The sequence below is a fragment of the Paucimonas lemoignei genome, from assembly GCF_004342585.1.
Lineage (GTDB): Bacteria > Pseudomonadota > Gammaproteobacteria > Burkholderiales > Burkholderiaceae_D > Paucimonas > Paucimonas lemoignei.
Map to the genome: position 1 here is coordinate 55,899 of NZ_SLZQ01000014.1, position 25,899 is coordinate 81,797.

Sequence of the window (25,899 nt, forward strand, 5' to 3'; positions counted from 1 at the left end):
GCATTGGCCGGCATTGCCGGGTTGTCTCCTTGCTGGCGGCTGGATCGATGCTAACCGGACTTAACCAGTATTGCGCAAGCCCGCAGCCACCCCGTTAATTGACAAATGTATGCCGCGATGTACCCGTGCGTCAATCTTTTCCGGTTTGCCTGCAACAGCACGATGCCGTTTAATCAACTCGACCTGCAGGTGATTGAGCGGGTCAAGGTAGGCGAAGCGGTTCTTGATCGAGCGCGCCAGCAAGGGATTCTCGGCCAGTCGCTCCGATTGCCCGGTGATTTTTGCCAGGCAGGCAACCGTCTGCTCATGCTCTTCGACGATGCGCGTGAATACCGCCTTGCGCAGTTTTTTATCGGCTACCAGTTCGGCATAACGCGAGGCTACGGCAAGATCGGTTTTCGCCAGCACCATGTCCATGTTGGACAGCAGCGTGGCAAAGAAAGGCCATTGCTGAACCATTCCTCGCAGGGTGGCGAGCCTGGAGGTCTTGGAGCTGGGGCCATCCTCCAGCCACGACGCTACCGCGCTGCCGAAGCCGTACCAGCCTGGCAGCAGCAGGCGGCACTGTCCCCATGAAAAGCCCCAGGGGATGGCGCGTAAATCCTCGATGCGACGACTGGCCTTGCGCGATGCCGGGCGCGAGCCGATATTCAGCTCGGCGATTTCAGCGATCGGCGTGGCGGCGAAGAAGTAATCGGTAAAGCCGGGCGTCTCGTACACCAGCGCACGATAGGCGCGATACGCGCGCTCCGACAGTTCTTCCATGACGGCTTCGAATTTGGCCAGCTGAGCCGATTGCTGCGGATCGTCGGAGTGCGGCAGCAGGCTGGCTTCCAGGGTTGCCGCCACCAGCAGCTCCAGGTTGCGCCGGCCGATTTCCGGATTGGAGAACTTGGAGGCGATGATTTCACCCTGTTCGGTCAGGCGGATCTGGCCATTGACGGTGCCCGGCGGCTGGGCCAGGATCGCTTCATAGCTGGGCCCGCCGCCGCGCCCCACTGTGCCGCCGCGGCCATGGAAGAGACGCAGCGTGACGCCGTGACGGGCAAACAGTTCCACCAGGCGTGTTTCAGCCTTGTACAGCTCCCAGTTCGATGTCAGGAATCCGCCATCCTTGTTGGAATCGGAATACCCCAGCATGACTTCCTGCAGCATGCCGCGACGCTTCACCAGCTGCTTCACCAGCGGTTGCGCCAGCCATTGCTCCATGATGTCGGCGGCATGGCGCAGATCGGGAATGGTCTCGAACAGCGGGATCACCATCAGTTCCTGGCCGACGCTGTCGTGGCGCAGCAGGCCGGATTCCCTTTGCAAGACCAGTACTTCCAGCATGTCCGACAGGGTTTCCGTGTGCGAGATGATGTAGTTGCGGATGGCGCGTTCGCCGTAGCGGCTGCGGATTTCGCGCGCGGTGCGCATGACTTCCAGTTCCGCAGCGGTTTCATCCGAATAGCGCAGGTAGGGGGTGTAGAGCAGGCGCGGCTGTGCCAGCTCGGCCAGCAAGAGTTTCACTTTCTCTTCTTCGCCGAGACCTGCATAGTCCGCGGCGACGCCTGCCCGGGCAAACAGCTCGGCCAGCACGCGCTCGTGCACGTCCGAACTCTGGCGCATGTCGAGCGTGGCGAGATGGAAGCCGAATATTTCGGTAGCGCGGCGCAGCGCGGCCAGACGCGGCTTGATCAGCGCTGTGCCGTGGTGCGAGCGCAGCGAATCACTCAGGACTTGCAGGTCGCGCGTGAATTCGTCAACGTCCGCGTAGGGTGCCGCCGGCGCGACCTCCCGCAGCGGGATTTCGCCGGCGCCCAGCAGGCGCGCAGTGGCAGCCAGCCGCGCATAGATGCCGACCAGCGCGCGCCGGTACGGCTCATCCTGCCGGTGCGGCGAGGTGTCGGACGATGCTTCCGCCAGGGCTTGCAGCTCCGAGCTCACATCGACCAGCAGCGTCGAAATCGACAGTTCCGCGCCCAGCGCATGGCACTGTTCCAGGTAGAAGTCCAGGATAGTGGTGGATTGCCGCTTCAAGGCATGCCGCATGGTGCCGGCGTTGACATTCGGATTGCCGTCCCTGTCACCGCCGATCCAGCTGCCCATCTGCATGAAAGGCGGCAGCGCCTTCGAGCCGGCGCGTGGCTTGCGGCCATGCCGCTGGTCGAGCTCATCCTCGATGTCCTGGTAAAGGCCAGGCAATTCATGCAGGAAGGTGATGCGATAGTAAGACAGGGCATTTTCGATTTCATCGGCTACCGTCAGCTTGTTGTAGCGAAGCATGCGCGTTTGCCAGAGGGTGGCGACTTTGGCGCGCAGCATTTCCGTGTTGGCCGCCTGTTCGCGCGGCGTCAATTGCCGGTCTCGCTCGGCCAGCAACTTGGCGATGGCGTGTTCGGCATCGAGAATACTCTTGCGCTGGACTTCCGTCGGGTGGGCGGTCAGCACCGGGCTGATCAGTGCGCGGTCGAAGAATTGGCGCACTTTGCCGGCGCCGATGCCGGTGGCATCCAGGCGATCCAGCGCCAATGCCACACTGCCCGGTTGCGACGCCGAGCCTGCCAGCAGATGGGCGCGACGACGGCGGATGTGATGCTGATCCTCGGCGATATTGGCCAGGTGGGAGAAGTAGGAAAACGCCCGCACCACGGAAATCGTCTGGTCGCGCGTCAGTTTTTTCAGGAGACGGTCCAGGTCGGCGGCAGCCTGGGCGTCGGATTCTCGGCGAAAGCGCACCGCAGTCTGGCGGATGGTTTCCACCACGTTGAAGACGGCTTCGCCTTCCTGTTCGCGCAAGACGTCGCCAAGCAGGCGGCCCAGCAGGCGAATATCTTCCTTGAGCGGCTCATCCTTGTCGGATGCCGATTGAGTCGAGCGAATGAAGCGAGCAGGGCGTGATATGGATTTAGGCATGGCGTTGACGGTAATCACTATTTATGACCAGTGGATCCGGCTTGTGGCCGAGTCTGGCGTAGGGGGCATGATAAAATCTCGCGCAAGCTTATCTATGCCGCGCGATCTGTCCGGCGGTATCGTTTTTATTTGGGAAGTCCTGGTGTCGAAATCTCCTGTTCCTTCGAAATTGATCATCGCTTCACGGGAAAGCCGGCTGGCGATGTGGCAAGCCGAACACGTTCGCGCGCGGCTGTTGGCATTATATCCACAGTGTAACGTTGAAATTCTTGGCATGACAACGCGCGGCGACCAAATTCTTGATCGTACCCTGTCCAAGGTCGGCGGCAAGGGGCTGTTCGTCAAGGAACTGGAAGTGGCCATGGCCGAAGGCCGTGCCGATCTGGCGGTACATTCGCTCAAGGACGTGCCGATGGAATTGCCCGAAGGGTTCGAGCTGGCCGCCGTGCTGGAACGCGAGGATCCGCGCGATGCCTTCGTCTCCAACGATTTCGCCTCGCTCGATGAATTGCCGGCTGGTGCCGTCGTCGGCACCAGCAGCCTGCGTCGCCAGGCCCTGATTTCCGCGCGCTATCCGCATCTCGTCATCAAGCCATTGCGCGGCAATCTCGATACCCGCCTTGGAAAACTCGACCGTGGCGAATATGCCGCCATCATCCTGGCTGCAGCCGGCCTGAAACGTCTTGGCCTGCCGCAGCGCATCCGCGCCGTGATCGAGCCTGAGCAAAGCCTGCCGGCACCGGGGCAGGGCGCCATGGCCATCGAGATTCCGGCGGGACGTCCGGAGTTGCGCGAGCTGCTGGCGCCGCTGAATCATGCCGCAACTGCGCAGGCGGTGGCGGCCGAGCGCACGGTATCGCGGACCTTCGGCGGCAGTTGCCAGATTCCTCTGGCGGCATTCGCGACCGTTAATGACGCCACCATGCACCTGCGTGCCATGGTGGCGACGCCGGACGGGAAGCGAGTCGCGACGGCAGATGCCAGCGGCGCGGCGGATGCGCCGGAAGCCCTGGGGCGCGAGGTGGCGATTGCTCTGCAGTCGCAGGATGCCGCTGCCATCCTGGCGGCGTGCGTCAACAACCCTGCCTGAATGACCGGGCCTGTCGTCATCACGCGGCCGGCTGCGCAGGCCGATGCGCTGGCCACGGCGGTTGCCGCGCTGGGTCGCGAGGCGGTGCTGTTTCCCCTGCTTGAAATTCATCCCTTGCCTGACCCGGCGGCGCTGCGTGCTGCCCTGGCTGAACTGGAACGCTATGCGCTGGTTGCCTTCGTCAGTCCGAATGCCATCGATGCGGCATTTGCCCTACGCCCCCGCTGGCCGACTGGAATGTCGCTGGCGGTAGTGGGTGAGGGAAGTCGCAAGGCCTTGGCCAGGCATGGCGTCGACGATAGCAACGCCACCATCCTGCGTCCCAGGGAAGGGGCGCGCAACGATTCGCAAGGATTGCTGGAAGTGCTCGATAAAGAAGCGCTGCGCGGCCGCGACGTGTTGCTTATCCGCGGCGAGACCGGGCGGGAATTGCTGGCCGATGAATTGCGCGCCGCCGGCGCCCATGTTTTTCCGGTGCCGGCCTACCGGCGTTGCGCACCGGTTCTGGATGCCGAGCACAGTGAGCGGCTGGAGAGCTTGCTCGATGCATCTGCAGACTGGCTCATCACCAGTTCGGAAGCCTTGCGGAACCTCGTGGAGCTGGTGCGGCAATTGCGCGGAGAGATCGGCGTCGTAAAAATGCAACAACAGCATGTGCTGCTGCCGCACGAGCGGATTGCAGAAACCGCACGGATACTGGGTTTTGTGAATATTACCGAGACAAGGTCAGGCGACGAAGGTTTGCTTGCCGCGTTACAATCCTCATCATGAACGAACTGCCTTCTTCCCATTCCGAATCCATGCCGCGCCCGGAGTCTACAACGGGCGCCGCAGCCGCGCCTGCAGGTGCTGTGCCGTCTGCTGGCGCTCCAGCCGCTTCCCGCACCGGCATGCAGCGACTGCTGCCGCTGGCACTGCTGATATTGGCCGTGCTGCTGGCGGCGCAGTGGTGGACTACCCGTAAGGAACTGCATAGCTTGCGTTCCACCCTGGCGCAGCGCCTGCAGAGCGGCGAAGCCCTGAATACCGAAACCCGCTTGCTGGCCAAGGCGGCGCAGGAAACTTCCAAGGAATTGCAAGCCAAGGTCAATGTCCTGGAAAACAAGCAGACCGAGGCGCAAAGCCAGCAGGTGGCGCTTGAGCAGCTATACCAGGAACTGGCGCACAATCGCGATGAATGGGCACTGTCCGAAATCGAACAGGTGCTGTCCACGGCCAGCCAGCAATTGCAGCTGGCCGGTAACGTTCCCGGCGCCCTGATCGCATTGCAGAATGCCGACCGGCTGCTGTCGCGTTCCGACAAGGCGCAATTCATCACCATCCGCCGCGCAATTGCGCGCGACCAGGAAAAACTCAAGTCACTGCCGATCGTCGATGTCACCGGCATGGCGCTGCGCCTGGATAGCGTGATCGGGCAAGTCGATGCTCTGCCGCTTTTGTCGGATGAGAAACCCGCCGTGCCGGCGACCCAGCCAAAGAATGCGCGCGTCAAGCAGTCCAAGTCCGTGGCTGCGTTCGGACTGGCCGCGCCAGCCGACACGTCAAACGACTGGATGACCGTGGCGCGTAACAAATGGGATAGCTGGAGCAATGAGATCTGGGTGGAATTAAAACAGCTCGTTCGCGTGCGTGAAGTCGCCACGCCGGATGCCTTGCTGCTGTCTCCCACCCAGGCTTTCTATGCACGCGAAAATCTCAAGCTGCGCCTGTTGAGCGCGCGCCTGGCGCTCCTGTCGCGCAACGAGTCGGCATTCCGCAACGATATCCTTGCCGCCCAGGACACCATCGTCCGGTATTTCGATACCGGCGCCAAGCAAACCCAGACCGCTCAAGCGCTGTTGAAGCAGATTCAGAACAGTAATCTGTCGATCGAAATGCCGACGCTGGCTGACAGCCTGAATGCGGTGCGAAACTATAAAGCTACGCCATAATGCGATTCTTTCTCTGGCTACTTTTCATCTTTGCCGCGGCGGTCGGCCTGGCCGCGGTGGCGCGCTTCAATCCGGGTAATGTGGTGTTCTTTTATCCGCCGTACCGGATCGACCTGTCGCTGAATTTCTTCCTGCTGCTGGCGGGCTTGCTGTTTTTCCTGATGTATTACGCGCTCAAGGCACTCAGTGTCACCATGAAGATGCCGCAGCGCGTCGCCGCATACCGCCGCGACAAACGCGAACGTGAAAGCAACAAGGCATTGCGCGATGCGCTCAAGGCTTTGCTGGAAGGCCGCTTCGGCCATGCGGAAAAAGCCGCCAAGCGAGCAGCCGGTTCTGAAGAAAACGCCGGACTGGCAGCACTGATCGGCGCCCAGGCCGCGCACCGGCTTGACCAGGCGGCGCGCCGCGATCAATGGCTCGCCCAGATTTCGGACAATCCTTCCCTGAGGACAGCGCGGCTCATGACCAGTCTCGAACTCATGGTGGATGGTCGCGAACCCGATACGGCGCTGGCTGCGGTTGATGAACTCAATGCCAGCGGCACCCGCCACATTCATGCCTTGCGGCTGGCGCTCAAGGCCAACCAGCAGGCGCAGAATTGGCCCGAGGTGGTGCGGCTGGTGCGCGTGCTCGACAAGCATAAGGCGCTGCATCCGGCGCTGTCGCGCCGCTTGCGCGAGATGGCCTACGAGGCGCTGTTGTCGGGCAAGATGCTGGATGCGGAATCGATCCGCCGCACCTGGGCCGACGTGCCCGCCGCCGACAAGGTGCAGCCGCAGGTGGCATGTCATGCCGCCACTACATTCATCAGGTGCGGGCTGGCAGACGAGGCGCGCACGATTCTGGAAAAAGCCCTGGCGGCCGAGTGGGACGAACGCCTGATCCGCGTCTATCGCCGCACTGCAGCCGCAGAAGGTTCGCCCGAACTTATTGCGCAGATCGAACGCTGCGAAGAATGGCAAGCCAAACGACCTGGCGATGCCGAACTGACGCTGACGCTGGGCACGCTCTGCCTGAAACAGAAGTTATGGGGCAAGGCCCAGCGCTTCCTGGAGCAAGCCCTGGCCGACGCCGACGATACGTCGATCGTGCGTGAAGCTCACCTCAAGCTGGCGCAGATGCATGAAGCCTTGGGCCAGGAAGAGCTTGCGCAATCGCATTACCGTCAGTGCGCACTGGCGGGCATGCTGAGTGGTACGCCTGCCGAGCTCCAGACCTTATAATCCGTATTGTTTTGTTAATTTCATCCAAGAGAAAGCACCATGAGTCTGAGTAACGTTCCCGCCGGCCGGGATTTGCCGAATGATTTCAACGTCGTCATCGAAATCCCGATGAATGCCGATCCGATCAAATACGAAGTCGACAAGGAAACCGGCGCTATTTTCGTTGACCGTTTCATGGGAACGGCCATGCACTATCCCTGCAACTACGGCTATGTTCCGCAAACCATCGCCGGCGATGGCGATCCGGTTGACGTCCTGGTGATCACGCCGTTCCCGCTGATCCCGGGCGTGGTGGTGCGCTGCCGCGCCATCGGCGTGCTGAAGATGAAGGATGAAGGCGGCGAAGACGCCAAGGTGCTGGCTGTGCCGGTCGATAAGATCCTGCCGATTTACACCCACTGGCAGAGGCCGGAAGACATCAACGATCTGCGCCTGCAGCAAATCCAGCACTTCTTCGAGCACTACAAGGATCTGGAAAAAGGCAAGTGGGTCAAGGTGGAAGGCTGGGGTGGTCCCGATGATGCCAAGGCAGAAATCCTGTCCGGCGCAGAAAACTACAAGAAGGAAGCAGGCAAGGCATAAGCCGCAACGCCGCATTGCTGACAAAAGCGCACACAGGTTGTGCGCTTTTTTTATAAATAATGTCACAGCGCGACAAAATCGCTATCCGGCTGTTGTTCGGGCTACCCGAATCCAGTAGATTAGAGAGACGATAAAACATCGCCGGACTCCGGTTGTGGATCCGATGCGAATGGACAAAAAGGTATTAGCTGTGGCGAACCACACCGGGGAGACAAGAGCCGCTTCTGCGCAACTTGTACAAGACAGAGATGAATTGACTGCAGTGCGCGAAGAATTGCTGGACAAGATCAGCGCCAATGGCAACCTGCCGGCTCTGGGAAGTTCGGTGTCACGGGTGGTGCAGATGGCCTCATCGGATGATGAAGCCGTGCGCAGCCTAGCAAACTTCATCATGTCGGATGTGGGATTGACGCAAAAAATCCTGCGTCTTGCCAATTCCGTCAATCATCGCACTCATGCACCGAATTCGGCTGTGACGACGGTGTCCAAGGCCATCTTCTTGCTCGGTTTCGAGACGGTCAAAACTTGCGCGCTCGGGATGCTGCTGGTCGATCGCATGCCCGGCACTCGTGCGTCCGGCGTGCGCAACGAATTGTTGCAGTCGCTATCTGCAAGCATGTTCGGACGTGAATTGGCACGTCGCAGTCTGCATAAAGATGCCGAAGAAGCGGCGATTGCGGCGCTGTTCAAGAATATCGGGCAACTGCTGGTCGCCGCGCACGACCACTCGCTATATGCCGAAATCAATGCGCTGGCGCGTGACGGCATGCCGTTGGCCAGGGCTGCGCATCAAGTCATCGGCACCAGCTTCGAGACGCTTTCCGAAACCGTGATGTCGGCCTGGGAAATGCCGGATTCGATCATCCAGTCACTCGCTCCACTGTCCGGCGGCACGTTGCGCGTGGCGCGCAATCGCCAGGAATGGATTCAGCAGGTAGCCGCTTTCAGCAGCGCCGCTGCCAAGCTGCTCGCTGAGCCTGAACATGCCGGTGGCGCAAGCGCCCTGGTCGCCCGCTTTGGCGCGGCGTTGAACATCGATCAGGCCAAACTGGATCAGATGCTTGCCAGCGTGGCGGAGGAAACCAGCGCCTTGGCGGGGCAACTGAAACTGAGCCCCGTCGCTAAAGTGGAACAAAATGCCGCCAAGCCGGAGGCATCTGCCTTGTGGCGCCAATTGGAAGGCGAGGATGGCTCGATCATGGGCTTGCCGGCCGAATTCCTGCTGCAGACAGCGGACGAGGATGATCCTGGCCAAAACCTGGCAAGGCACGCCAGCGGCAAGCCGATCAATGCGCGTGACCTGCTGCTGACCGGCGTGCAGGATGTCACGGAAATGATGGCTTCGGGCCGCTGTAAGCCCAATGACCTCGTCATGCTGGTGCTGGAGACGATTTACCGCGGCATGGGTTTTCGCTTCGCGACAGTCTGCCTGAAGGATGTCAAAACCAACCAGTTCCGAGCCCGCATTTCACTGGGAGAAAACAATACCGCGCTCCAGGCCGGGTTCGGGTTTTCGGCCAATGTCACCCGCGACCTGTTTCATCTGGCGATGAGCAATGATGTCGACTTGCTGATCTCGGATGCCACCGATCCCAAGATCTGTGATCTGATTCCGGGCTGGCACCGTAGCCTTTTGCCGGATACGCGCAGTTTCATCGTGCTGCCGCTGGTGGTGCAAAAGAAGCCGATCGGGTTTTTCTATGCTGACCGGACAGTGACGGCAATGGAAGGCGTGCCGCCGGATGAGGCCGCGATGATCAAGACCCTCAAAGGGCAAGTGGTGGCAGCGCTGAGCCCGCGCTGACCGGCATCGATTTTCTTTAGACGGGGTAGGACGGGTGTTGCGCACCCGGTTGTCGCCTGTGCGGCTTGATCAGTTCAGTAGGCGTGGCAGAAGAATCGCGGCAGTCCCCGCCGCTGCCAGCAACCCGGCAACCAGAAACAGCCAGCGGCGTCCCGATCCGGATGCTTTCTCTTTATTCTTTTGCTCTGGCTTCGGCGGCTGCGGGCGTTTTCCCTTGACGAGATAGCGCTTGATGTCATTGGCCATCTCGTGCGCATGCTGGTAGCGTTTTTCCGGGCGCTTCTGCATGGCCTTCATGACGATCTGCGACAGCGCTTCCGGCACTTCGGGATTCAATTCGTGCGGCGCCGGCGGCGTCTTCAGCGCGATCATCTGCAACAGCTTTTCCGTGTCCTGCGACTGGAATGGCTTGCGCCCGGCCAGCATTTCATACATCACCGCGCCGAGCGCATAAATGTCCGAGCGCAAATCCGCCGGTTCGCCGCAAGCCTGTTCGGGCGACATGTAAGTCGGCGTGCCGAGAATATTGTTATGGAAGAGCGTGTAGGGCGCGTCGTTGGTCTGGGCAAACTGGTCGGCCACGCGGTTGGGCGAGCGGGCAATGCCGAAATCCACGACCTTGGGCTGGTTTTCGCCCACCATGAAAATATTGGCGGGCTTGATATCGCGATGCACCACGCCGTTACGGTGCGCATAGTCCAGCGCATCGGCGACTTTCCAGATGATGGCGGCGATATCGTTGAGCTCGAAGGGATGCTGGCGCGCCAGGAGGCGACTCAGTTCGCGCCCCTGCAGGTATTCCATGGCGATGAAAGTCATCCCGCCTTCGGTATTGGCATCGAAGATGGTAACGATATGCGGGTGCGACAGGCGGCCGGCGGCACGGGCCTCGTTGATGAGCTGTTCTTCGTGTTTCTTGCGCTCGAGTTGCGTGAGCTTCGGATTGAATGTCTTGATGGCAATCTGGCGATCGATGATCGGATCATGCACCAGGTAGACGACGCCGATTGCTCCCCGACCCAGTTCACGGATGACGGTGAAACGGCCGATACGCTTGATTTCAGGAGCAGAAGCGGCCGGCTTCTGGGGATGGGCTTGAGCATTTATCATGAATAGCAGCTTGCCCGCAAGATACGTAACTTGCAATTACTTGGTGATGCTAATGTGACGTATTAACAACTTTTGACATTTTTGAAAGGCGCATGCTCGTTTAATTCATCGATATAGGCTGCCATGCCGCCGGCTTCCTGGCGGAGGAAGTGGCGGATCGCATCGGCGAACGCGGGATCGGCCAGCCAGTGCGCCGACCACGTCGGCCGCGGCATGAAGCCGCGGGCCAGCTTGTGTTCGCCCTGGGCGCCGCCCTCGAAGCTGCCGATACCTTGGCGAATGCAGAATTCGAGCGGCTGGTAATAAGCGGTTTCAAAATGCAGGCAAGGCACATATTCCAGTGTGCCCCAGTAGCGGCCGTACAGCGCCTTCTGGTCGTGCACCAGCAGCGAAGAGGCGATCAGCTTGCCTTCCCGTTCGGCGAAAACCAAAAGGATATGCTGCGGCATGGTCGTGCCGATGCGCTCGAAAAAATCCAGGTTCAGGTAGGGCGTCGAATGGTGCTCGGCATAGGTATTGGCATAGCAGCGCTGGAAAAAGGCCCAGTCGGCCGGGGTGGCCTGCGCGCCGGGGACATGACGGAAGCTGATGCCAGCTTCAAAGACCTTGCGGCGTTCGGCGCGGATATTCTTGCTCTTCTTGCGGTCCAGTGTAGAAAGGAAATCATCGAAATGGGCATAGCCTGCATTTTCCCAGTGAAACTGCACGCCGCGCCGGAGCAGGAAACCCGACTCTTGCAGTAGCCTGGCTTCGTCTTCCGGCGGAAAAAGGATGTGGGTGGAGGATAGGCCGGCATTGCGCTGCAAGTCGGCCAATGATTCTACCAGCGCCAGCCGGGCGGCAGTATCACGAGCCAACAATCTGCCACCGGAGACGGGAGTGAATGGAATGGCCGACAGCAGCTTGGGGTAGTAGCGCACGCCATGGCGGCGATAGGCATCGGCCCAGCTCCAGTCGAAGACGTATTCGCCGTAAGAGTGCGACTTCACGTAAAGGGGCAGGGCGGCATGCAATTCATCCTGCCGCCACAGGCAAAGGTATTGCGGCTGCCAGCCTGTTTCCGGCGTGGCGCAACCGGTTTCATGAAGAGCGGAAAGAAATGCGTAAGAAAGGAAGGGATTGGTTTCCGGCTGCAGGGCTACCAGGCTATCCCAGGCTGACTGGCCGATCTCGTCCAGAGAGGAAACGATACACGTGCGATAATTGACCATGAACCCGTTCAGAGATGCAGGCTGCCTACCGGCAGCTCAATGTTTTGCGATTTCGGATTTCAACGATAGCAGATTAACGCGATTCTGGCCGGTACGGGCTTGGCACGACTGCATATAGTCATGCCGGGCCAAGAGCAATGACAGGTGCGCCGGCCTGCAAACTGCCAAGGGCTTTCTGAGAGTAAAACAAAAGATGACCAAACCATTTTTTAATATCTATTCCCACGATTTTGCCCGCGTCGCGGTCGGCATTCCCAAATGCCGGATTGCCGATCCTGCCTACAATGCGGCGGAAACCATTGCATTGGCAAAAAATGCTGCAGGCAGCGGCGTGGCGCTGATGGTGTTCCCCGAACTCGGCTTGTCCACCTATACCTGCGACGACTTGTTCCATCAGAGTACCTTGCTGGAAGCCTGCAAGGAGTCATTGGCTTCCATCGTCGAGGCATCGAAAAGTATTCCCATGGCGCTGGTGGTCGGCTTGCCGCTGCGAGTCCAGCACCTGCTGTTCAACTGCGCCGTCGTGGTTGCATCAGGGCGCATCCAGGGTGTCGTGCCCAAGAGTTACCTGCCGAATTACGGCGAGTTTTACGAGGCGCGGCAGTTCGTGCCGGCGGATTGCGCATCGGTCTCGGAAATCGATTTGCTCGGGCAGACCGTGCCGTTCGGACCGTCATTGCTGTTCGAGGTGGCGAATTTCCCGCTGCTGAAATTCCATGTCGAGATTTGCGAGGATGTATGGGTGCCGATTCCGCCATCGTCCTTCGCCGCGCTGGCCGGCGCGACAGTGCTGGTCAATCTGTCGGCGTCGAATATCGTTGTCGGCAAGTCGGGTTACCGTCACCAGCTGGTCTCGCAACAATCGGCACGATGCCTGTCAGCCTATCTCTATACCTCGGCAGGCAAGGGCGAATCCTCGACCGACCTGGCATGGGATGGACAGGCGCTGATCTATGAGAATGGCGAGAAGCTGGCGGAATCCGAGCGGTTCTCGGACGAGTCGCATCTGATCTGTGCCGACGTCGATCTGGAAAGGTTGTCGCGTGAGCGGATGCGCATGACGACCTTCGGGCAATCGGCACGCCGGCATCGCGACGAAGTGGCGAAATTCCGTACCGTTTCGTTTGCGCTTGAACTGCCGCTCGATAAAGTCATGCCGCTGCAGCGGCACGTCGAACGCTTTCCGTATGTGCCGTCCGATGCGACACGGCGCGACGAGCGTTGCGCGGAAGTCTATAACATTCAGGTGCAGGCGCTGGTGCAGCGCTTGTCGGCGTCAGGCATTTCGAAGGTTGTCATCGGCATTTCCGGCGGACTGGATTCGACCCATGCCTTGCTGGTCTGCGCCAAGGCGATGGACCGGTTGGGCCTGCCGCGCACGAATATTCTCGGCGTGACCATGCCGGGCTTTGCTACCAGCGACAGGACCTTGTTGCAGGCACGTCAGCTTATGGAAGTGGTCGGCTGTTCGGCCAGCGAAATCGATATCCGCCCGAGCTGCCTGCAAATGCTCAAGGATCTCGGTCACCCCTATGCCGCAGGCGAGGAAAAATACGACATTACATTTGAAAACGTCCAGGCAGGCGAACGCACCAATCACTTGTTCCGCTTGGCGAATTTTCAAAACGGGATTGTCATTGGCACCGGCGACCTGAGCGAGCTGGCGCTGGGCTGGTGCACCTATGGCGTGGGCGACCACATGTCGCATTACAACGTCAACGCCAGCGTGCCCAAGACGCTGATCACGCACCTGGTGCGCTGGGTGGCGGAAACCGGGCAGATCGGCGGCCAGGGCTCCGATGTCCTCATCAATATTCTCGATACCGACATCAGCCCGGAACTCGTACCAGGCAAGGGCGGCGACCGTCCGGGACAGAAAACCGAAGAATTCATCGGCCCGTACGAATTGCAGGACTTCCACTTGTATTACACCCTGCGTTTTGGCTTCACGCCTGGCAAGGTCGCGTTCCTGGCATATTCCGCCTGGGGCGACAAGGAGAAGGGGCGCTGGCCGGAAGGGCCACACGTGGCGCGCAATGAATATACTCTTGCCGCGATCAAGCGCAACCTGGGGATATTCCTCTACCGCTTCTTCAAGACCAGCCAGTTCAAGCGTTCCTGCATTCCGAATGCGCCCAAGGTGGGTTCCGGCGGCTCGCTTTCGCCGCGCGGCGACTGGCGTGCTCCGAGCGATTCGGAGGCAACGGTGTGGATGGAGGATTTGAAGCGGATACCGGAGCAAATTTCCCATGACCGCGGAATTCAGGAATAATCGCGGTAACAGACTAAATTTTTTCAGAAATCAGGGAGCAAATCCATGAAACAGATCGTCGCCATCATCAAACCTTTCAAGCTGGACGAAGTGCGTGAAGCGCTGGCTGAAGTCGGCGTTTCGGGCCTGACCGTCACCGAGGTCAAGGGTTTCGGCCGCCAGAAGGGACACACCGAACTGTATCGCGGCGCCGAGTATGTGGTCGATTTCCTGCCGAAGGTGAAGATCGAAGCGGTAGTGGACGACAAGGTGGTTGACACCGCGGTCGACGCGATCATCAAGTCCGCCCGTACCGGTAAGATCGGCGATGGCAAGATCTTCGTGCGTAGCGTCGAACAGGTCATCCGCATCCGTACCGGCGAAACCGGTCCGGACGCCGTGTAATCGGGTAAGAAAAAAGGCGCATGAAAATGCGCCTTTTGTTTTTGCAGCTTACAGCGAGCCAAGGCTTGATTGCCTTCCGCCCTGCTTACCGTTGTCCTTGCCGGACTCTCTTTATTGCGCCCTCAGCAGCACCACCAGCGCGCCGGCGCCGCCTTCTGGGGGCGTCGCCTGGCAAAAGGCGATCACTTCATCCTTTTGCACCAGCCAGTTGCGCACCTTATTTTTCAGGACGGGTTTCTTGTTGACGGAGCCGAGGCCCTTGCCGTGAACGATACGCACGCAACGCAAGCCGCGCTTGCCGGCATCGCGCAGAAATTCCGCTAATGCCTCGCGCGCTTCGTCGGTGCGCATGCCATGCAGGTCGAGATGGCTCTGGATTATCCAGTGGCCGCGCCGCAGCTTGCGCAGCACATCCGAGCCAATCCCGGGGCGGGCATAGCTCAAGGCCTCGTCGCTCTCCATGAGCGTTTCGATGCTGAACTCGTCCGACAGCGATTCCTGCAGCGCGGCTTGTTCATCCGCTTCGCGCTGGCGCGCTATCGGTGGCGGCAGAGTTGGGGTGTGGCTGGCCTTGTTGTGCGAGGCCAGCGGCTTGACGTCGCCGATACTGCGCCGGAACAGGTCGGCTTCACGCCGGGCTTCCTCTTCCTTGCGCTTGCGTTCGGCATCTTCCGCCTTGCGTGCTTCTTCCTTCTGCTTGAGTTCCTTGCTCAATGACTTGAGCGAGGCGAAATCCTTGAAGGTGGCCATGATGCTTAACCGTATGTGCGATCCAATCCGGCGGGCGGAGATTCATTATTCAGAGCCCGCCTTGCGGAAACGCCTTCCATGACGGAAGGCATCGAGGGTTATTACTCTTCCAGGCCTTCCAGGTACGCCAGGGCGTCGAGCGCCGCCATGCAGCCTGTGCCGGCGCTGGTGATCGCCTGGCGATAGACGTAATCCTGCACGTCACCCGCGGCGAATACGCCATTGATGCTGGTCGCGGTGGCAAAGCCTTCGTGGCCGCCGCGCGTCTTGATATAACCATTGACCATGTCGAGCTGACCTTCGAAGATCGAAGTGTTGGGCTTGTGACCGATGGCGATGAACAAGCCGTGCACCTTGATCTCGCTGGTGCTGCCGTCGGCAGTCGACTTGATGCGCACGCCGGTGACACCCGAGTTATCACCGAGCACTTCATCCAGCGTATGGTTCCACTTCACTTCGATCTTGCCGGAGGCAACCCGTTCCATCAGGCGGTCGATCAGGATTTTCTCGGCACGGAATTTCTCGCGGCGGTGGATGACGGTGACCTTGCTGGCGATATTCGACAGGTACAGCGCTTCCTCGACCGCGGTGTTGCCGCCGCCAACGACGGCGACTTCCTGGCCACGGTAGAAAAAGCCGTCGCAGGTGGCGCAAGCCGACACGCCCTTGCCCATGAAGGCTTCTTCCGAGGGGAGGCCGAGATATTGCGCCGAGGCGCCGGTGGCGATGATCAGCGAGTCGCAAGTATAAGTGCCGGCGTCGCCGACCAGGCGAAACGGCCTTTCGTTCAGATAGGTCGTGTGAATATGGTCAAATACGATCTCGGTCTGGAACCGCTCGGCATGCTGCAACAGGCGCTGCATCAGTTCCGGACCTTGCACACCCATCGGGTCGCCCGGCCAGTTTTCAACATCGGTCGTGGTCATCAGCTGGCCGCCTTGCTCGACGCCGGTAACCAGCACCGGCTTCAAGTTGGCGCGCGCGGCATAGACGGCGGCGCTGTAACCGGCGGGGCCGGAACCGAGAATCAGGACTTTGGCGTGTTTGGGAGTGGTCATAAGCTGGTTTCGGATGTGGTTTCGCGGGCAAATCGCGCATGCGGCGTGAAAAATTGCCACATTAGCCGGACTAATCGGCCTTGCGCACGGTAAACTAAGTAAGATTATAGTCGAAGTACCAGCCAGCTGATTTATGACCCGAACCGCCCAAGCCTATACCCGCAGTTCCGCTCCTCCCGCACCGCCTGAACCCAGCCGTCTGATGCGCCTCGTGTCGGAAGCGCGCTGGATTGCACTGGCCGGACTATCCGTCTACCTGGTCATGATCCTTTCCAGTTTTTCGCGACTGGATCCGGGCTGGTCGCATGCCAACGCGGTGCAGCGCCTGCATAACTGGGGTGGCAAAGTGGGTGCCTGGCTGGCCGATGTCATGTTGTTCATATTTGGCTTGTCGGCATGGTGGTGGTGCGTGCTGGTGCTGTGGACAGTCTGGGGCGGCTACCGCAGGCTGTCGCAGCGTTATCTCCTGCAGCAGGAGCCGGAAGCCATGCCGCGCCATGAAGGTTGGGTTCGCGCCATCGGCTTTGTGCTGCTGATGGCTGGCAGCGTCGCCATCGAATACCTGCGCATGTACAGCCTCAAGGCGGAATTGCCGCGCGCGCCGGGCGGCGTGCTGGGGGAGGTGCTGGGATCGGCCGCCTACAATGCCTTGGGTTTCACTGGTTCGACTCTGTTGCTGCTATTGCTGTTCGGCGTGGGGTTCAGCCTGTTGTTCCAGGTATCGTGGCTGTCCGTTGCGGAAAAAATCGGCGCCGGCGTGGAATGGTCGATCGAGACAGTGCGCAAGCTGATGGCCGCGCACGAAGACCGCAAGCTGGGCCAGGAAGCGGCGGTCAAACGCGAGGTGGCGGTGGTGCAGGAACGCGCCAAGGCCGAGATCGCGCCGCCGATCCGCATTGAGCCGCAAGTGGTTGTCGTACCGAAGTCCGAGCGCGTGGAAAAGGAAAAACAGGTATCGCTGTTCACCGACCTGCCGGATACCAACCTGCCGCCGGTATCGCTGCTGGACGAGGCGCCGCCATCGCAGGAAACCGTCAGCGTCGAAACGCTGGAATTCACCAGCCGCCTGATCGAGAAAAAGCTGTCCGACTTCGGCGTCGAGGTCAAGGTGGTGGCGGCGTATCCCGGCCCGGTGATTACCCGTTACGAGATCGAGCCGGCAACAGGCGTGAAGGGCAGCCAAATCGTCAATCTTGCGCGTGACCTGGCGCGTTCGTTGTCGCTGACCTCGATCCGCGTGGTCGAGACCATCCCCGGCAAGAATTACATGGGCCTGGAATTGCCCAATCCGAAGCGCCAGATCGTGCGCCTGACCGAGATTGTTGGTTCGAAGGTCTACAACGACAGCACTTCCAGCTTGACGGTCGCGTTGGGCAAGGATATCGCCGGTAATCCGGTCACGGCCGACCTGGCCAAGATGCCGCACTTGCTGGTGGCAGGTACGACCGGCTCCGGAAAATCGGTGGGTATCAATGCCACCATTCTGTCGCTACTGTACAAGGCCGATCCCAACCAGGTGCGCCTGATCCTGATCGATCCGAAGATGCTGGAAATGTCAGTCTACGAAGGCATTCCTCATTTGCTGGCGCCGGTGGTCACCGACATGCGCCAGGCAGGACACGCGCTGAACTGGGCGGTGGCGGAGATGGAACGCCGCTACAAGCTGATGAGTAAACTCGGTGTGCGTAACCTTGCCGGTTACAACAACAAGATCGCCGAAGCCGAGAAAAAGGAAGAAAAGATTCCGAATCCATTCAGCCTGACGCCGGATGCGCCCGAGCCGCTGGAGAAGCTGCCCACCATCGTCATCATCATCGACGAGCTTGCCGACCTCATGATGGTGGTTGGCAAGAAGGTGGAAGAACTGATCGCCCGCATCGCGCAAAAGGCCCGTGCCGCCGGTATTCACCTGATCCTGGCGACGCAGCGTCCCTCCGTCGATGTCATCACCGGCTTGATCAAGGCGAATATTCCGACCCGTATCGCCTTCCAGGTCAGTAGCAAGATCGATTCGCGCACCATTCTCGACCAGATGGGCGCGGAAACCCTGCTCGGCATGGGAGATATGCTGTACATGCCGCCGGGTACTGGCTTGCCGATCCGCGTGCATGGCGCCTTCGTCTCGGACGATGAAGTTCACCGCGTGGTGGAACATCTGAAATCCCAGGGCGAACCCAATTACATCGAAGGCATTCTGGAAGGCGGCGCGGCGGAAGAGGGCGGCGAAGGTGGCTTGCCCGGCATGGAAGGCGCGGGTGGCGGCGAGGCCGACGCGCTGTACGACCAGGCTGTCGCAGTGGTCCTGAAACATCGGCGCGCTTCGATCTCGCTCGTGCAGCGTCACCTGCGCATCGGCTACAATCGGGCTGCACGCCTGCTCGAACAGATGGAGCAGAGCGGCTTGGTATCCACCATGCAATCCAACGGTAACCGCGAGATTCTGGTTCCCGCTGGTAACACGAGCGAATAGGACTGAATTTTGAAATTGATGAAAGAACTGCGGAAAGATCAGCAGAAAGAGCGGCGCGTCGTGCGTGCGTTTTCGATTGCTGGATTGCCCACTTGGCGTTCGCTGCTATGCGCCGGCGCTGCGGCACTTGCCATGCTGCCGGGGATTGCGACGGCATCCGCCCTCGAACAATTCAAATCTTTCGTCGCCACCGCCAAGTCGGCGCAGGGCGAATTTTCCCAGCGCCTGGTCAAGATGGACAAGGATGGCAAGGCCCGCGTTTCGCAGGAGTCGACCGGCACCTTTATCTTTTCGCGTCCAGGCAAATTCATCTGGACTTACCAGAAGCCGTACGAGCAGGTGCTGCAGGCCGACGGCGAAAAACTGTATATCTACGATAAGGACCTGAACCAGGTCACGGTGAAAAAGCTGGGCAATGCGCTGGGTTCTTCGCCGGCCGCCATCCTGTTCGGCAGCAATGACCTGGAAAAGAATTTCGTCCTGAAGGAAGCCGGCGCGAAGGATGGCCTGGAATGGATGCAGGCTACGCCGATGGCAAAAGATACGACATTCGAGCAGATCGGCATCGGCATGAAGAATGGCGTGCCGCATGCAATGGAATTGCGCGATTCATTCGGCCAGGTGTCGGTGCTCACCTTCAAGAAGTTTGAAAAGAATCCGCCGGTGAAGCCTGCGCAGTTCAAATTCGTCGTTCCCAAGGGTGCCGACGTTTTCGAGCAATAGACCAGGCATCAGCAGACATTCCATGGCTTCCATTCCTCTTGCCGAGCGCCTGCGTCCGCAGAGCCTCGACGAAGTCATCGGCCAGCAACACCTGCTCGGTCCCGGCAAGCCTTTGCGCGTGGCTTTCGAGTCAGGCGAGCCGCATTCGATGATCCTGTGGGGGCCGCCCGGCGTGGGCAAAACCACGCTGGCGCGGCTGATGGCGTTAAGCTTCAATGCTGAATTCATCGCCTTGTCGGCAGTGCTGTCGGGCGTGAAGGATATCCGCGAAGCGGTCGAACGCGCCGAACTTGTGCGCGCCACCTCGGGCCGACGCACGATTCTTTTCGTCGATGAAGTCCACCGCTTCAACAAGAGCCAGCAGGATGCCTTCCTGCCGCATGTCGAAAGCGGCTTGTTCACCTTCATCGGCGCCACGACTGAAAACCCTTCCTTCGAAGTCAACAGCGCCTTGCTGTCGCGCGCGGCGGTGTATGTGCTGAAGTCGCTGGCGGATGAGGATCTCGATGCGCTGGTGGACCGTGCCTGCATTGAGGAACTCGCCGGCCTGGATTTTGAACCGGAAGCGAAGGGCATGCTGATCGCCAGCGCGGACGGCGATGGAAGAAAGCTGCTGAACAACCTGGAAATCGTGGCGCGCGCTGCTGAATCAAAGGGTCAGGAGGAAGTCGACAAGGCATTGCTGGCCGAATGCCTCGGCGATGCCTTGCGCCGCTTCGACAAGGGCGGCGATGCGTTTTACGACCAGATCTCGGCGCTGCATAAATCCGTGCGCGGCTCCAACCCGGATGCCGCGCTGTACTGGCTGGTGCGGATGCTCGATGGCGGCACCGATCCGCGTTATCTGTCGCGCCGGCTGATTCGAATGGCGGTGGAAGATATCGGCCTTGCCGATCCGCGCGCGTTGCGGCTGACGCTGGATGCCGCCGAAACCTACGAGCGGCTCGGTTCGCCGGAAGGAGAACTGGCGCTGGCGGAGGCGGTGGTGTTTCTTGCCTGCGCCGCCAAGTCGAATGCCGTCTATAAGGCCTATAACGCGGCGCGCGCCTTCGTCGCCAAGGACAAGTCGCGCGGTGTGCCCGAGCATTTGCGCAATGCGCCGACCAAGCTGATGAAGGAGCTCGGCTACGGCAAGCTGTACCGCTATGCGCATGACGAACCCGATGCCTACGCAGCGGGCGAAACCTATCTGCCGGAAGGGATGACTGAGCCTGGCTGGTACAAGCCTGTGCCTCGGGGGATGGAAATCAAGCTTGGCGAAAAGCTGGCCTATCTGAAATCGCTGGACGATGCGGCACGCAAGAAGGATAAAAAATAAGGCTTGCCGCCACTGCTTGCCTTTGACAAGCTGCCTCCGGAACGCTCTTGCCCGATAAGGGAAGAGCGTTTTTTATTTGTACTGCTACTTGACAGGCCGATTCATTAGGCCTAAGTTGCGAATCATGAATCGAGATTCATGATTCGCAAATAAATAAATTATGGAGACTGCCATGCCCGAAAAGATGCGGGATATCGTGGTAATTACCGGCGGCGCAAGCGGCATCGGCGCGAGTTGCGCGGAATTGCTTGCCAAGGACGGTTATCAAGTGGTGCTGGCCGATGTTCAGCTGGAGCTGGCGCGCGAGGTTGCTGCCCATGTCGGCGGACTTGCTTTTGCCTTTGACGCTACTGACGAACATAGCATCCGCGATCTGGCGCAGCGCGTCGAGCAGGAAGCTGGGCCTGTGTATGGCCTGGTGAACAGCGCCGGCATCACCCAGAAGCCCTTGCCGCCGGAAAAGTTTGATCTGGCCGAGTGGGACCGCGTGCAGAACATCGATTTCCGCGGCTCCTATATCGCCGCACTGGCCTTCTCGGAAGGCATGCGCGCTCGCAAGCGTGGCGCCATCGTCAATATTTCTTCCGTAGCCGGCTCGAGTTCGATGCCGCTGCATTCCTATGCACCCGCCAAGGCAGCGGTGATCAGCATGACGCAATGTCTGGCGGCTGAGTGGGGGCCGTCCGGTATCCGCGTCAACGCAGTGGCCCCCGGCTATACCCTGACGCCGATGCTGCAGGAGCAAATCGACCGCGGCCATCGCGAAGTCAGCGGCGCCCTGCAGAACACGCCGTTGGGGCGTCTGGTGCTGCCGTCGCAGGTGGCCGATGCGGTCGCTTTCCTCTTGTCGGAACGTGCCAGTGCGATTACCGGCGTTAACCTGCCGGTAGACGGCGGCTGGCTGGTCGGCTGCACCTGGGATATGTACGGCGGCCTGCGCCGGCCGGCATGACGGCAATCTGCTTCTTCACGTTATTCAACCGATAGGCAAGCGCAAGCTTTGCATCCAAATGAGCAAAAAACAAGACAGCCAGGACCTTCTGGCGCTATATCGCACCATGCGCTTGGTGCGGACGGCGGAAAGCAGCCTGATCAAGTTGTTCGCCGATAGTGAAATCCCCGGCTTCATCCATCTGAGCATCGGCCAGGAGGCGGTTGCCGCGGGCGTGATGGCGGCATTGAAAGAATGCGACACGGTGGCGACTACCCATCGCGGCCATGGACATGTCATCGCGCGCGGCATGGATCTCGACCTGTTTTTCAAGGAATTGATGGGCAAGGATGGCGGCATCTGCCGCGGTCGCGGTGGTTCCATGCATGTGGCCGACAGGGGCAAGGGTATCCTGGGCGCGAATGGCATTGTCGGCGCAGGCATTCCGATCGCCTTGGGCAGCGCGCTGGCCCATTCCGTGCGCGGCACCGGCGGCTTGGCAGCGGGATTTTTCGGCGATGGCGCAATGGCAGAAGGCATGCTGCACGAAAGCCTGAACATGGCGGCGCTGTGGCAACTGCCGATCCTGTTCGTGTGCGAAAACAATGGCTGGTCCGAATTTTCACCGACGAAGGAACAGTTTGTCGCCGAGCTGAGCGAACTGGCCCGGGCTTTCCATATTCCCCATGTGCAGGTGGATGGCAACGATGTCGAGGCAGTGGCGGACGCGGCATGCGAACTGGCGGCGCAAGCACGCACCGGAGCACCGCGAATCCTCGAATGCCGCACGCACCGCATGAGAGGCCATTACGAAGGAGATGCGCAGAAATACCGCATCGCCGAGGAACTGCAGGCTGCTGACGGCCGTGATCCGCTCAGGCTGGCGCAAGACGAGCTTCAACGGCGTGGTGTCGCCCGCGTCGCAATCGACGCGCTAGACGCCGAGGTGGAAGCCGCGGTGGCGGAGGCCGTGCAGGCCGGTCGCGCCGACCGGCAGCCGGATTTCGCGCAGGCTTTCGCGGATGTCTATACCAACGCTGCGGCAAGAGGATGAGAAAAATGGCTGAAATGCGTTACATGGAAGCGGTCAACCGCGCATTGCAGGATGCGATGAGCGCCGACGAGAGCGTGATCGTGATGGGCGAGGATGTTGCCCAGGCTGGCGGTTCATTCAAGGCTACGCGCGGCCTGTTGCCGGTTTTCGGCAAAAAGCGCGTCATCGATACGCCGATTTCGGAATCTTCCATCGTCTCGGCGGCTGTCGGCGCCGCCATGACCGGCCTGAAGCCGGTGGTGGAGATCATGTTCATGGATTTCATCACCTTGGCCATGGATGCCATGGTGAACCAGGCGGCCAAGGCCCGTTTCATGTTTGGTGGTCAGTTCAGCGTACCGATGGTCCTGCGCACGCCCCATGGCGGTGGCTTGAACGCCGGCCCGCAGCACTCCCAATGCCTGGAAGCATGGTTCGCCCATGTGCCCGGCCTCAAAGTGCTATGTCCGTCGAATCCGCAGGATGCTTACAGCCTGCTGCGCGCGGCAATCAGCGATCCCGATCCGGTGCTGTTCATCGAGCATAAGGCGATGTACGGCAAGCGCGGCGAGGTCGATACCACCGTCGAAACGTCGATTGGCAAGGCCAGGATCGTGCGCCCGGGACGCGATGTCACCATCGTAACCTACGGCAGCACGGTGCAGGCATCGCTGCATGCAGCGGTGCAGCTCGCAAGTGAAAATATCGAGGCCGAAGTGATCGACCTGCGCTCGCTGCAGCCATGGGACGAAGAGACCGTGTATGAATCCGTGGCCCGCACCCATCGCGTGGTGGTCGCTCACGAGGCGGTCAAGTCTTACGGCTGCGGCGCGGAGATTGCTGCCAGCATTACGGAAAACGTCTTTTACGAACTGGATTCACCGGTGCTGCGTGTCGGTTCGCCTTTCATGCCGATACCTTTCGCCACTTCGCTCGAAGCGGAGTATGCAGTCAAGCCCGCCGATATCGCCGACGCCGCGCGTGTTGCCATGGCGGGCGGCCGGTAGCAGCGGCCTCACTCAGGAATGCCAATGAAACGCAAATTACTGATGCCGAAACTGGGCTTGACCATGACGGAAGGAGTCATCGCGGAATGGTCCATCCCGGTAGGCGGAACGTTCAAGACCGATGATGTGCTGTTCGTGGTGGAAACCGACAAGGTTGCCAACGAGATTCCGGCCGAAAGCAGCGGCGTGCTGACCGAGGTGGTTGCCAAGACCGGGCAGACGGTGGCGGTAGGTGAAGTCATCGGCTACTGGGATGACGGAATTGCCGGCGAGGAGCCGGCGGTTGCTCCAGGCGATGCTGGCGGCGGGCTGCCACCACACATTGCCACGCATATGCCGGCTCCGGCCCCTGCGCTGCAAGGCAGTGCCGGTGAGCCGGCAGCACGTGTGCGTTCCTCGCCCATGGCACGGCGCATTGCCGCCATGGAGAACGTCGATCTCGCCGTCGTGACCGGCACGGGTCCGCGCAACGCGGTGCGAGCACAGGACGTGCGCGACTATCTGCAGGCGCGCGCAGCGGCCGTTCCCGCGCCAGCCTCAGCGGCACAACCCATGCCAGCTCCGACACCCGTGCCGTCCTCGGCAGGCGCTGGCGGAATCGATGCCGGCGAACGCATCAAGCCCAGCCTGGTGCAGGCGGCAACGGCGCGACGCCTGACCGCTGTCAAGCAGCAGGTTCCGCATTTCTATCTGGCGGTCGAGGCGGAAGTATCGAAGCTTCTGGCGCTGCGCGCCGAGATCAATGCGCAGGAACCGCCGGTACGCCTGACCATCAACCATTTCGTCGTGGCCGCAGTCGGGCGCGCGCTGCTCGATCTACCTGATGCCAATGCTGTATGGGCGGATGGCGAGATTCTGCGATTTTCCAGCGCCGACGTCGGCGTGGCCGTCAATTCCGATAAGGGCTTGTTCGTGCCGGTTCTGCGCGATGCCGGAAGGCTCAGCCTGAATGCTCTCGCGCTGGCCAGCAGCCGCCTGGTCGAGCGGGCGCGCGCTGGTGCCCTGACGGCGGCGGAGATGCAGGGAGGAGCGATTACCGTATCCAATGCCGGCATGTTCAACGTCAAGTTCATGACGCCGATTATCAATCCGGGTCAGGCCATGATCCTGGGCGTGGGCAGCATCAGCAGGCAGTTCCGGCCGGATGCCGAAGGGCGTCCCGCGCTGACCCAGGAAATGGGGCTGGTGCTGGCCGGCGACCATCGCCTGCTGGACGGCGTTTCCGGCCTGCGCTTCCTCAATCGCGTCACACACTATCTCGAGCGACCGCTGCTGCTCATGCTTGGCCATGGCGACAAATAAGGAAAGGTGCGGCGATGAATACAAAGGCTGACAATTTGGACACCGGCACCAGCGCCGGCATGATATCCGCCAGTGAAAAAGCGCCCAAAGCGGACACCAAGCCGCCGCGCGGCAAGCGCCGCATCGAAAAGTCCGAACAGACCCGTGAGGCATTGCTGCAGGCCGCCGCCGACGTGGTGGGCGAAAAAGGTTTCGCCAATGCCTCGATCACGCTGATCACGCAAAAGGCGGGAGTAGGGCAAGGTACCTTCTATAACTATTTCGATTCACGGCAGGAAATCCTCGATGAACTGATGCCTGCGGTCGGCCGCAACCTGCTTTCCTATGTCAAGAGCAATCTGGCCGGCGGTGACAGCTTTGCCGAGCTCGAAGAACAGCAATTCCGTGCATTCTTTTCATTCCTGCGCGTAGCGCCAAAATTTTCCCGTGTCCTGAGCGAGGCGTATCTTTTCACGCCGGAGGGCCACGAGGCGCACATGAAGAATGTATTCAATAATTACATGCGTTTCCTGCTGCGCTCACATGCCAACGGCGAGTTTCCCGCCTACGAGCCGCGCGAACTGGAAGTGATCGCCCAGATCCTGATGGCGGCACGCGATTATCTCGCTCGCAATTACACCTACGAAGAAGGCGGTGCGCCAAAGCTGCCGGACTTTGCCGTGGAAACCTATATGAAATTCGTCCGTTACGGACTGGAAGGCGTGCCGCCGCAGACACCTCAGGAAAAAGAAGACGGTAGTGACAAGACATGATGCAGGATTCGGCGGGCGATGTAGCCGCTTATAAGGCGTAATTCATA

The 25,899-nt window shown here is 60.3% G+C and carries 21 protein-coding genes; 16 read left to right on the forward strand and 5 right to left on the reverse strand.

All coding sequences use genetic code 11. The features are described from left to right. Positions 1-60 precede the first annotated feature (60 nt). Positions 61-2,898 carry a phosphoenolpyruvate carboxylase gene (gene ppc, locus EDC30_RS16805; RefSeq protein WP_132260015.1) on the reverse strand — a complete coding sequence of 946 codons (2,838 nt, stop codon included), beginning with the start codon at positions 2,896-2,898 and terminating at the stop codon, positions 61-63. A 94-nt stretch (positions 2,899-2,992) separates the two neighbouring features. On the opposite strand from ppc, the gene hemC reads away from it, so the two are divergent. The 6 genes from hemC to EDC30_RS16835 all read left to right on the forward strand — a co-directional run bounded on the left by hemC (position 2,993) and on the right by EDC30_RS16835 (position 9,531). After that, positions 2,993-3,988, forward strand: a complete 996-nt coding sequence (gene hemC, locus EDC30_RS16810) for a hydroxymethylbilane synthase (protein WP_132260043.1) — start codon at positions 2,993-2,995, stop codon at positions 3,986-3,988. After that, positions 3,989-4,759: a uroporphyrinogen-III synthase gene (locus EDC30_RS16815; RefSeq protein ID WP_132260016.1), complete on the forward strand. Its 771-nt coding sequence runs from the start codon at positions 3,989-3,991 to the stop codon at positions 4,757-4,759. It abuts the gene before it with no gap. Further along, the gene (locus EDC30_RS16820; protein WP_132260017.1) at positions 4,756-5,919 is read left to right on the forward strand and encodes a uroporphyrinogen-III C-methyltransferase; all 1,164 of its coding nucleotides are present in this window, start codon (positions 4,756-4,758) and stop codon (positions 5,917-5,919) included. The genes EDC30_RS16815 and EDC30_RS16820 overlap by 4 nt, the downstream gene beginning before the upstream one ends. Beyond that, a complete protein-coding gene (locus EDC30_RS16825; protein ID WP_132260018.1) occupies positions 5,919-7,145 on the forward strand; it encodes a heme biosynthesis protein HemY in 1,227 nt (408 codons plus the stop codon). The genes EDC30_RS16820 and EDC30_RS16825 overlap by 1 nt, the downstream gene beginning before the upstream one ends. A gap of 39 nt (positions 7,146-7,184) precedes the next feature. Then, positions 7,185-7,727, forward strand: a complete 543-nt coding sequence (gene ppa, locus EDC30_RS16830; RefSeq protein ID WP_132260019.1) for an inorganic diphosphatase — start codon at positions 7,185-7,187, stop codon at positions 7,725-7,727. Positions 7,728-7,917: 190 nt separating this feature from the next. Beyond that, positions 7,918-9,531, forward strand: a complete 1,614-nt coding sequence (locus EDC30_RS16835; RefSeq protein WP_243656833.1) for an HDOD domain-containing protein — start codon at positions 7,918-7,920, stop codon at positions 9,529-9,531. Positions 9,532-9,600: 69 nt separating this feature from the next. Here EDC30_RS16835 and EDC30_RS16840 read toward each other — a convergent pair whose 3' ends face one another. Together EDC30_RS16840 and EDC30_RS16845 are read right to left on the reverse strand one after the other, a co-directional pair. Further along, positions 9,601-10,641 (reverse strand): serine/threonine protein kinase, encoded by a 1,041-nt coding sequence (locus EDC30_RS16840; RefSeq protein WP_132260021.1) that lies wholly within the window; start codon positions 10,639-10,641, stop codon positions 9,601-9,603. A gap of 62 nt (positions 10,642-10,703) precedes the next feature. Next, positions 10,704-11,852 (reverse strand): GNAT family N-acetyltransferase, encoded by a 1,149-nt coding sequence (locus tag EDC30_RS16845; protein WP_132260022.1) that lies wholly within the window; start codon positions 11,850-11,852, stop codon positions 10,704-10,706. Between the two features lie 193 nt (positions 11,853-12,045). Here EDC30_RS16845 and EDC30_RS16850 point away from each other — a divergent pair, with 193 nt between their 5' ends. Beyond that, a complete protein-coding gene (locus EDC30_RS16850; RefSeq protein ID WP_132260023.1) occupies positions 12,046-14,124 on the forward strand; it encodes an NAD(+) synthase in 2,079 nt (692 codons plus the stop codon). Between the two features lie 45 nt (positions 14,125-14,169). Beyond that, a complete protein-coding gene (locus EDC30_RS16855) occupies positions 14,170-14,508 on the forward strand; it encodes a P-II family nitrogen regulator (protein WP_132260024.1) in 339 nt (112 codons plus the stop codon). A 111-nt stretch (positions 14,509-14,619) separates the two neighbouring features. Here the strand turns inward: EDC30_RS16855 and EDC30_RS16860 are convergent, their stop codons facing one another. Beyond that, positions 14,620-15,258, reverse strand: coding sequence for a Smr/MutS family protein (locus EDC30_RS16860; protein ID WP_132260025.1), 639 nt, complete (start codon positions 15,256-15,258; stop codon positions 14,620-14,622). Between the two features lie 101 nt (positions 15,259-15,359). Next, positions 15,360-16,316, reverse strand: coding sequence for a thioredoxin-disulfide reductase (gene trxB, locus EDC30_RS16865; RefSeq protein ID WP_132260026.1), 957 nt, complete (start codon positions 16,314-16,316; stop codon positions 15,360-15,362). A 133-nt stretch (positions 16,317-16,449) separates the two neighbouring features. On the opposite strand from trxB, the gene EDC30_RS16870 reads away from it, so the two are divergent. The 8 genes from EDC30_RS16870 (at position 16,450) to EDC30_RS16905 (ending at position 25,852) form a co-directional block, all read left to right on the forward strand. After that, positions 16,450-18,786: a DNA translocase FtsK gene (locus EDC30_RS16870; RefSeq protein WP_132260027.1), complete on the forward strand. Its 2,337-nt coding sequence runs from the start codon at positions 16,450-16,452 to the stop codon at positions 18,784-18,786. Positions 18,787-18,804: 18 nt separating this feature from the next. Further along, positions 18,805-19,509: an outer membrane lipoprotein chaperone LolA gene (gene lolA, locus EDC30_RS16875; RefSeq protein WP_132260044.1), complete on the forward strand. Its 705-nt coding sequence runs from the start codon at positions 18,805-18,807 to the stop codon at positions 19,507-19,509. A gap of 22 nt (positions 19,510-19,531) precedes the next feature. After that, a complete protein-coding gene (locus tag EDC30_RS16880) occupies positions 19,532-20,827 on the forward strand; it encodes a replication-associated recombination protein A (protein ID WP_132260028.1) in 1,296 nt (431 codons plus the stop codon). Between the two features lie 172 nt (positions 20,828-20,999). Next, complete coding sequence (locus tag EDC30_RS16885; RefSeq protein WP_132260029.1) at positions 21,000-21,779, forward strand: SDR family NAD(P)-dependent oxidoreductase; 780 nt, start codon at positions 21,000-21,002, stop codon at positions 21,777-21,779. A gap of 58 nt (positions 21,780-21,837) precedes the next feature. After that, on the forward strand, positions 21,838-22,812 hold the full coding sequence (locus EDC30_RS16890; protein WP_132260030.1) for a thiamine pyrophosphate-dependent dehydrogenase E1 component subunit alpha: 975 nt from the start codon (positions 21,838-21,840) through the stop codon (positions 22,810-22,812). Between the two features lie 5 nt (positions 22,813-22,817). Then, positions 22,818-23,798 carry an alpha-ketoacid dehydrogenase subunit beta gene (locus tag EDC30_RS16895; protein WP_132260031.1) on the forward strand — a complete coding sequence of 327 codons (981 nt, stop codon included), beginning with the start codon at positions 22,818-22,820 and terminating at the stop codon, positions 23,796-23,798. 24 nt (positions 23,799-23,822) lie between these two features. Next, complete coding sequence (locus EDC30_RS16900) at positions 23,823-25,100, forward strand: dihydrolipoamide acetyltransferase family protein (protein ID WP_132260032.1); 1,278 nt, start codon at positions 23,823-23,825, stop codon at positions 25,098-25,100. A 14-nt stretch (positions 25,101-25,114) separates the two neighbouring features. Beyond that, complete coding sequence (locus EDC30_RS16905; RefSeq protein ID WP_207907317.1) at positions 25,115-25,852, forward strand: TetR/AcrR family transcriptional regulator; 738 nt, start codon at positions 25,115-25,117, stop codon at positions 25,850-25,852. Positions 25,853-25,899: the final 47 nt, after the last annotated feature.

Excerpts from the sequence above, each read along its gene's own strand:
- ppc (WP_132260015.1), bottom strand. The coding sequence starts at position 2,898 with ATGCCTAAATCCATATCACGCCCTGCTCGCTTCATTCGCTCGACTCAA.
- hemC (WP_132260043.1), top strand. The coding sequence starts at position 2,993 with ATGCCGCGCGATCTGTCCGGCGGTATCGTTTTTATTTGGGAAGTCCTG.
- EDC30_RS16815 (WP_132260016.1), top strand. The coding sequence starts at position 3,989 with ATGACCGGGCCTGTCGTCATCACGCGGCCGGCTGCGCAGGCCGATGCG.
- EDC30_RS16820 (WP_132260017.1), top strand. The coding sequence starts at position 4,756 with ATGAACGAACTGCCTTCTTCCCATTCCGAATCCATGCCGCGCCCGGAG.
- EDC30_RS16825 (WP_132260018.1), top strand. The coding sequence starts at position 5,919 with ATGCGATTCTTTCTCTGGCTACTTTTCATCTTTGCCGCGGCGGTCGGC.
- ppa (WP_132260019.1), top strand. The coding sequence starts at position 7,185 with ATGAGTCTGAGTAACGTTCCCGCCGGCCGGGATTTGCCGAATGATTTC.
- EDC30_RS16840 (WP_132260021.1), bottom strand. The coding sequence starts at position 10,641 with ATGATAAATGCTCAAGCCCATCCCCAGAAGCCGGCCGCTTCTGCTCCT.
- EDC30_RS16845 (WP_132260022.1), bottom strand. The coding sequence starts at position 11,852 with ATGGTCAATTATCGCACGTGTATCGTTTCCTCTCTGGACGAGATCGGC.
- EDC30_RS16850 (WP_132260023.1), top strand. The coding sequence starts at position 12,046 with ATGACCAAACCATTTTTTAATATCTATTCCCACGATTTTGCCCGCGTC.
- EDC30_RS16855 (WP_132260024.1), top strand. The coding sequence starts at position 14,170 with ATGAAACAGATCGTCGCCATCATCAAACCTTTCAAGCTGGACGAAGTG.
- EDC30_RS16860 (WP_132260025.1), bottom strand. The coding sequence starts at position 15,258 with ATGGCCACCTTCAAGGATTTCGCCTCGCTCAAGTCATTGAGCAAGGAA.
- trxB (WP_132260026.1), bottom strand. The coding sequence starts at position 16,316 with ATGACCACTCCCAAACACGCCAAAGTCCTGATTCTCGGTTCCGGCCCC.
- EDC30_RS16870 (WP_132260027.1), top strand. The coding sequence starts at position 16,450 with ATGACCCGAACCGCCCAAGCCTATACCCGCAGTTCCGCTCCTCCCGCA.
- lolA (WP_132260044.1), top strand. The coding sequence starts at position 18,805 with ATGAAAGAACTGCGGAAAGATCAGCAGAAAGAGCGGCGCGTCGTGCGT.
- EDC30_RS16880 (WP_132260028.1), top strand. The coding sequence starts at position 19,532 with ATGGCTTCCATTCCTCTTGCCGAGCGCCTGCGTCCGCAGAGCCTCGAC.
- EDC30_RS16885 (WP_132260029.1), top strand. The coding sequence starts at position 21,000 with ATGCCCGAAAAGATGCGGGATATCGTGGTAATTACCGGCGGCGCAAGC.
- EDC30_RS16890 (WP_132260030.1), top strand. The coding sequence starts at position 21,838 with ATGAGCAAAAAACAAGACAGCCAGGACCTTCTGGCGCTATATCGCACC.
- EDC30_RS16895 (WP_132260031.1), top strand. The coding sequence starts at position 22,818 with ATGGCTGAAATGCGTTACATGGAAGCGGTCAACCGCGCATTGCAGGAT.
- EDC30_RS16900 (WP_132260032.1), top strand. The coding sequence starts at position 23,823 with ATGAAACGCAAATTACTGATGCCGAAACTGGGCTTGACCATGACGGAA.
- EDC30_RS16905 (WP_207907317.1), top strand. The coding sequence starts at position 25,115 with ATGAATACAAAGGCTGACAATTTGGACACCGGCACCAGCGCCGGCATG.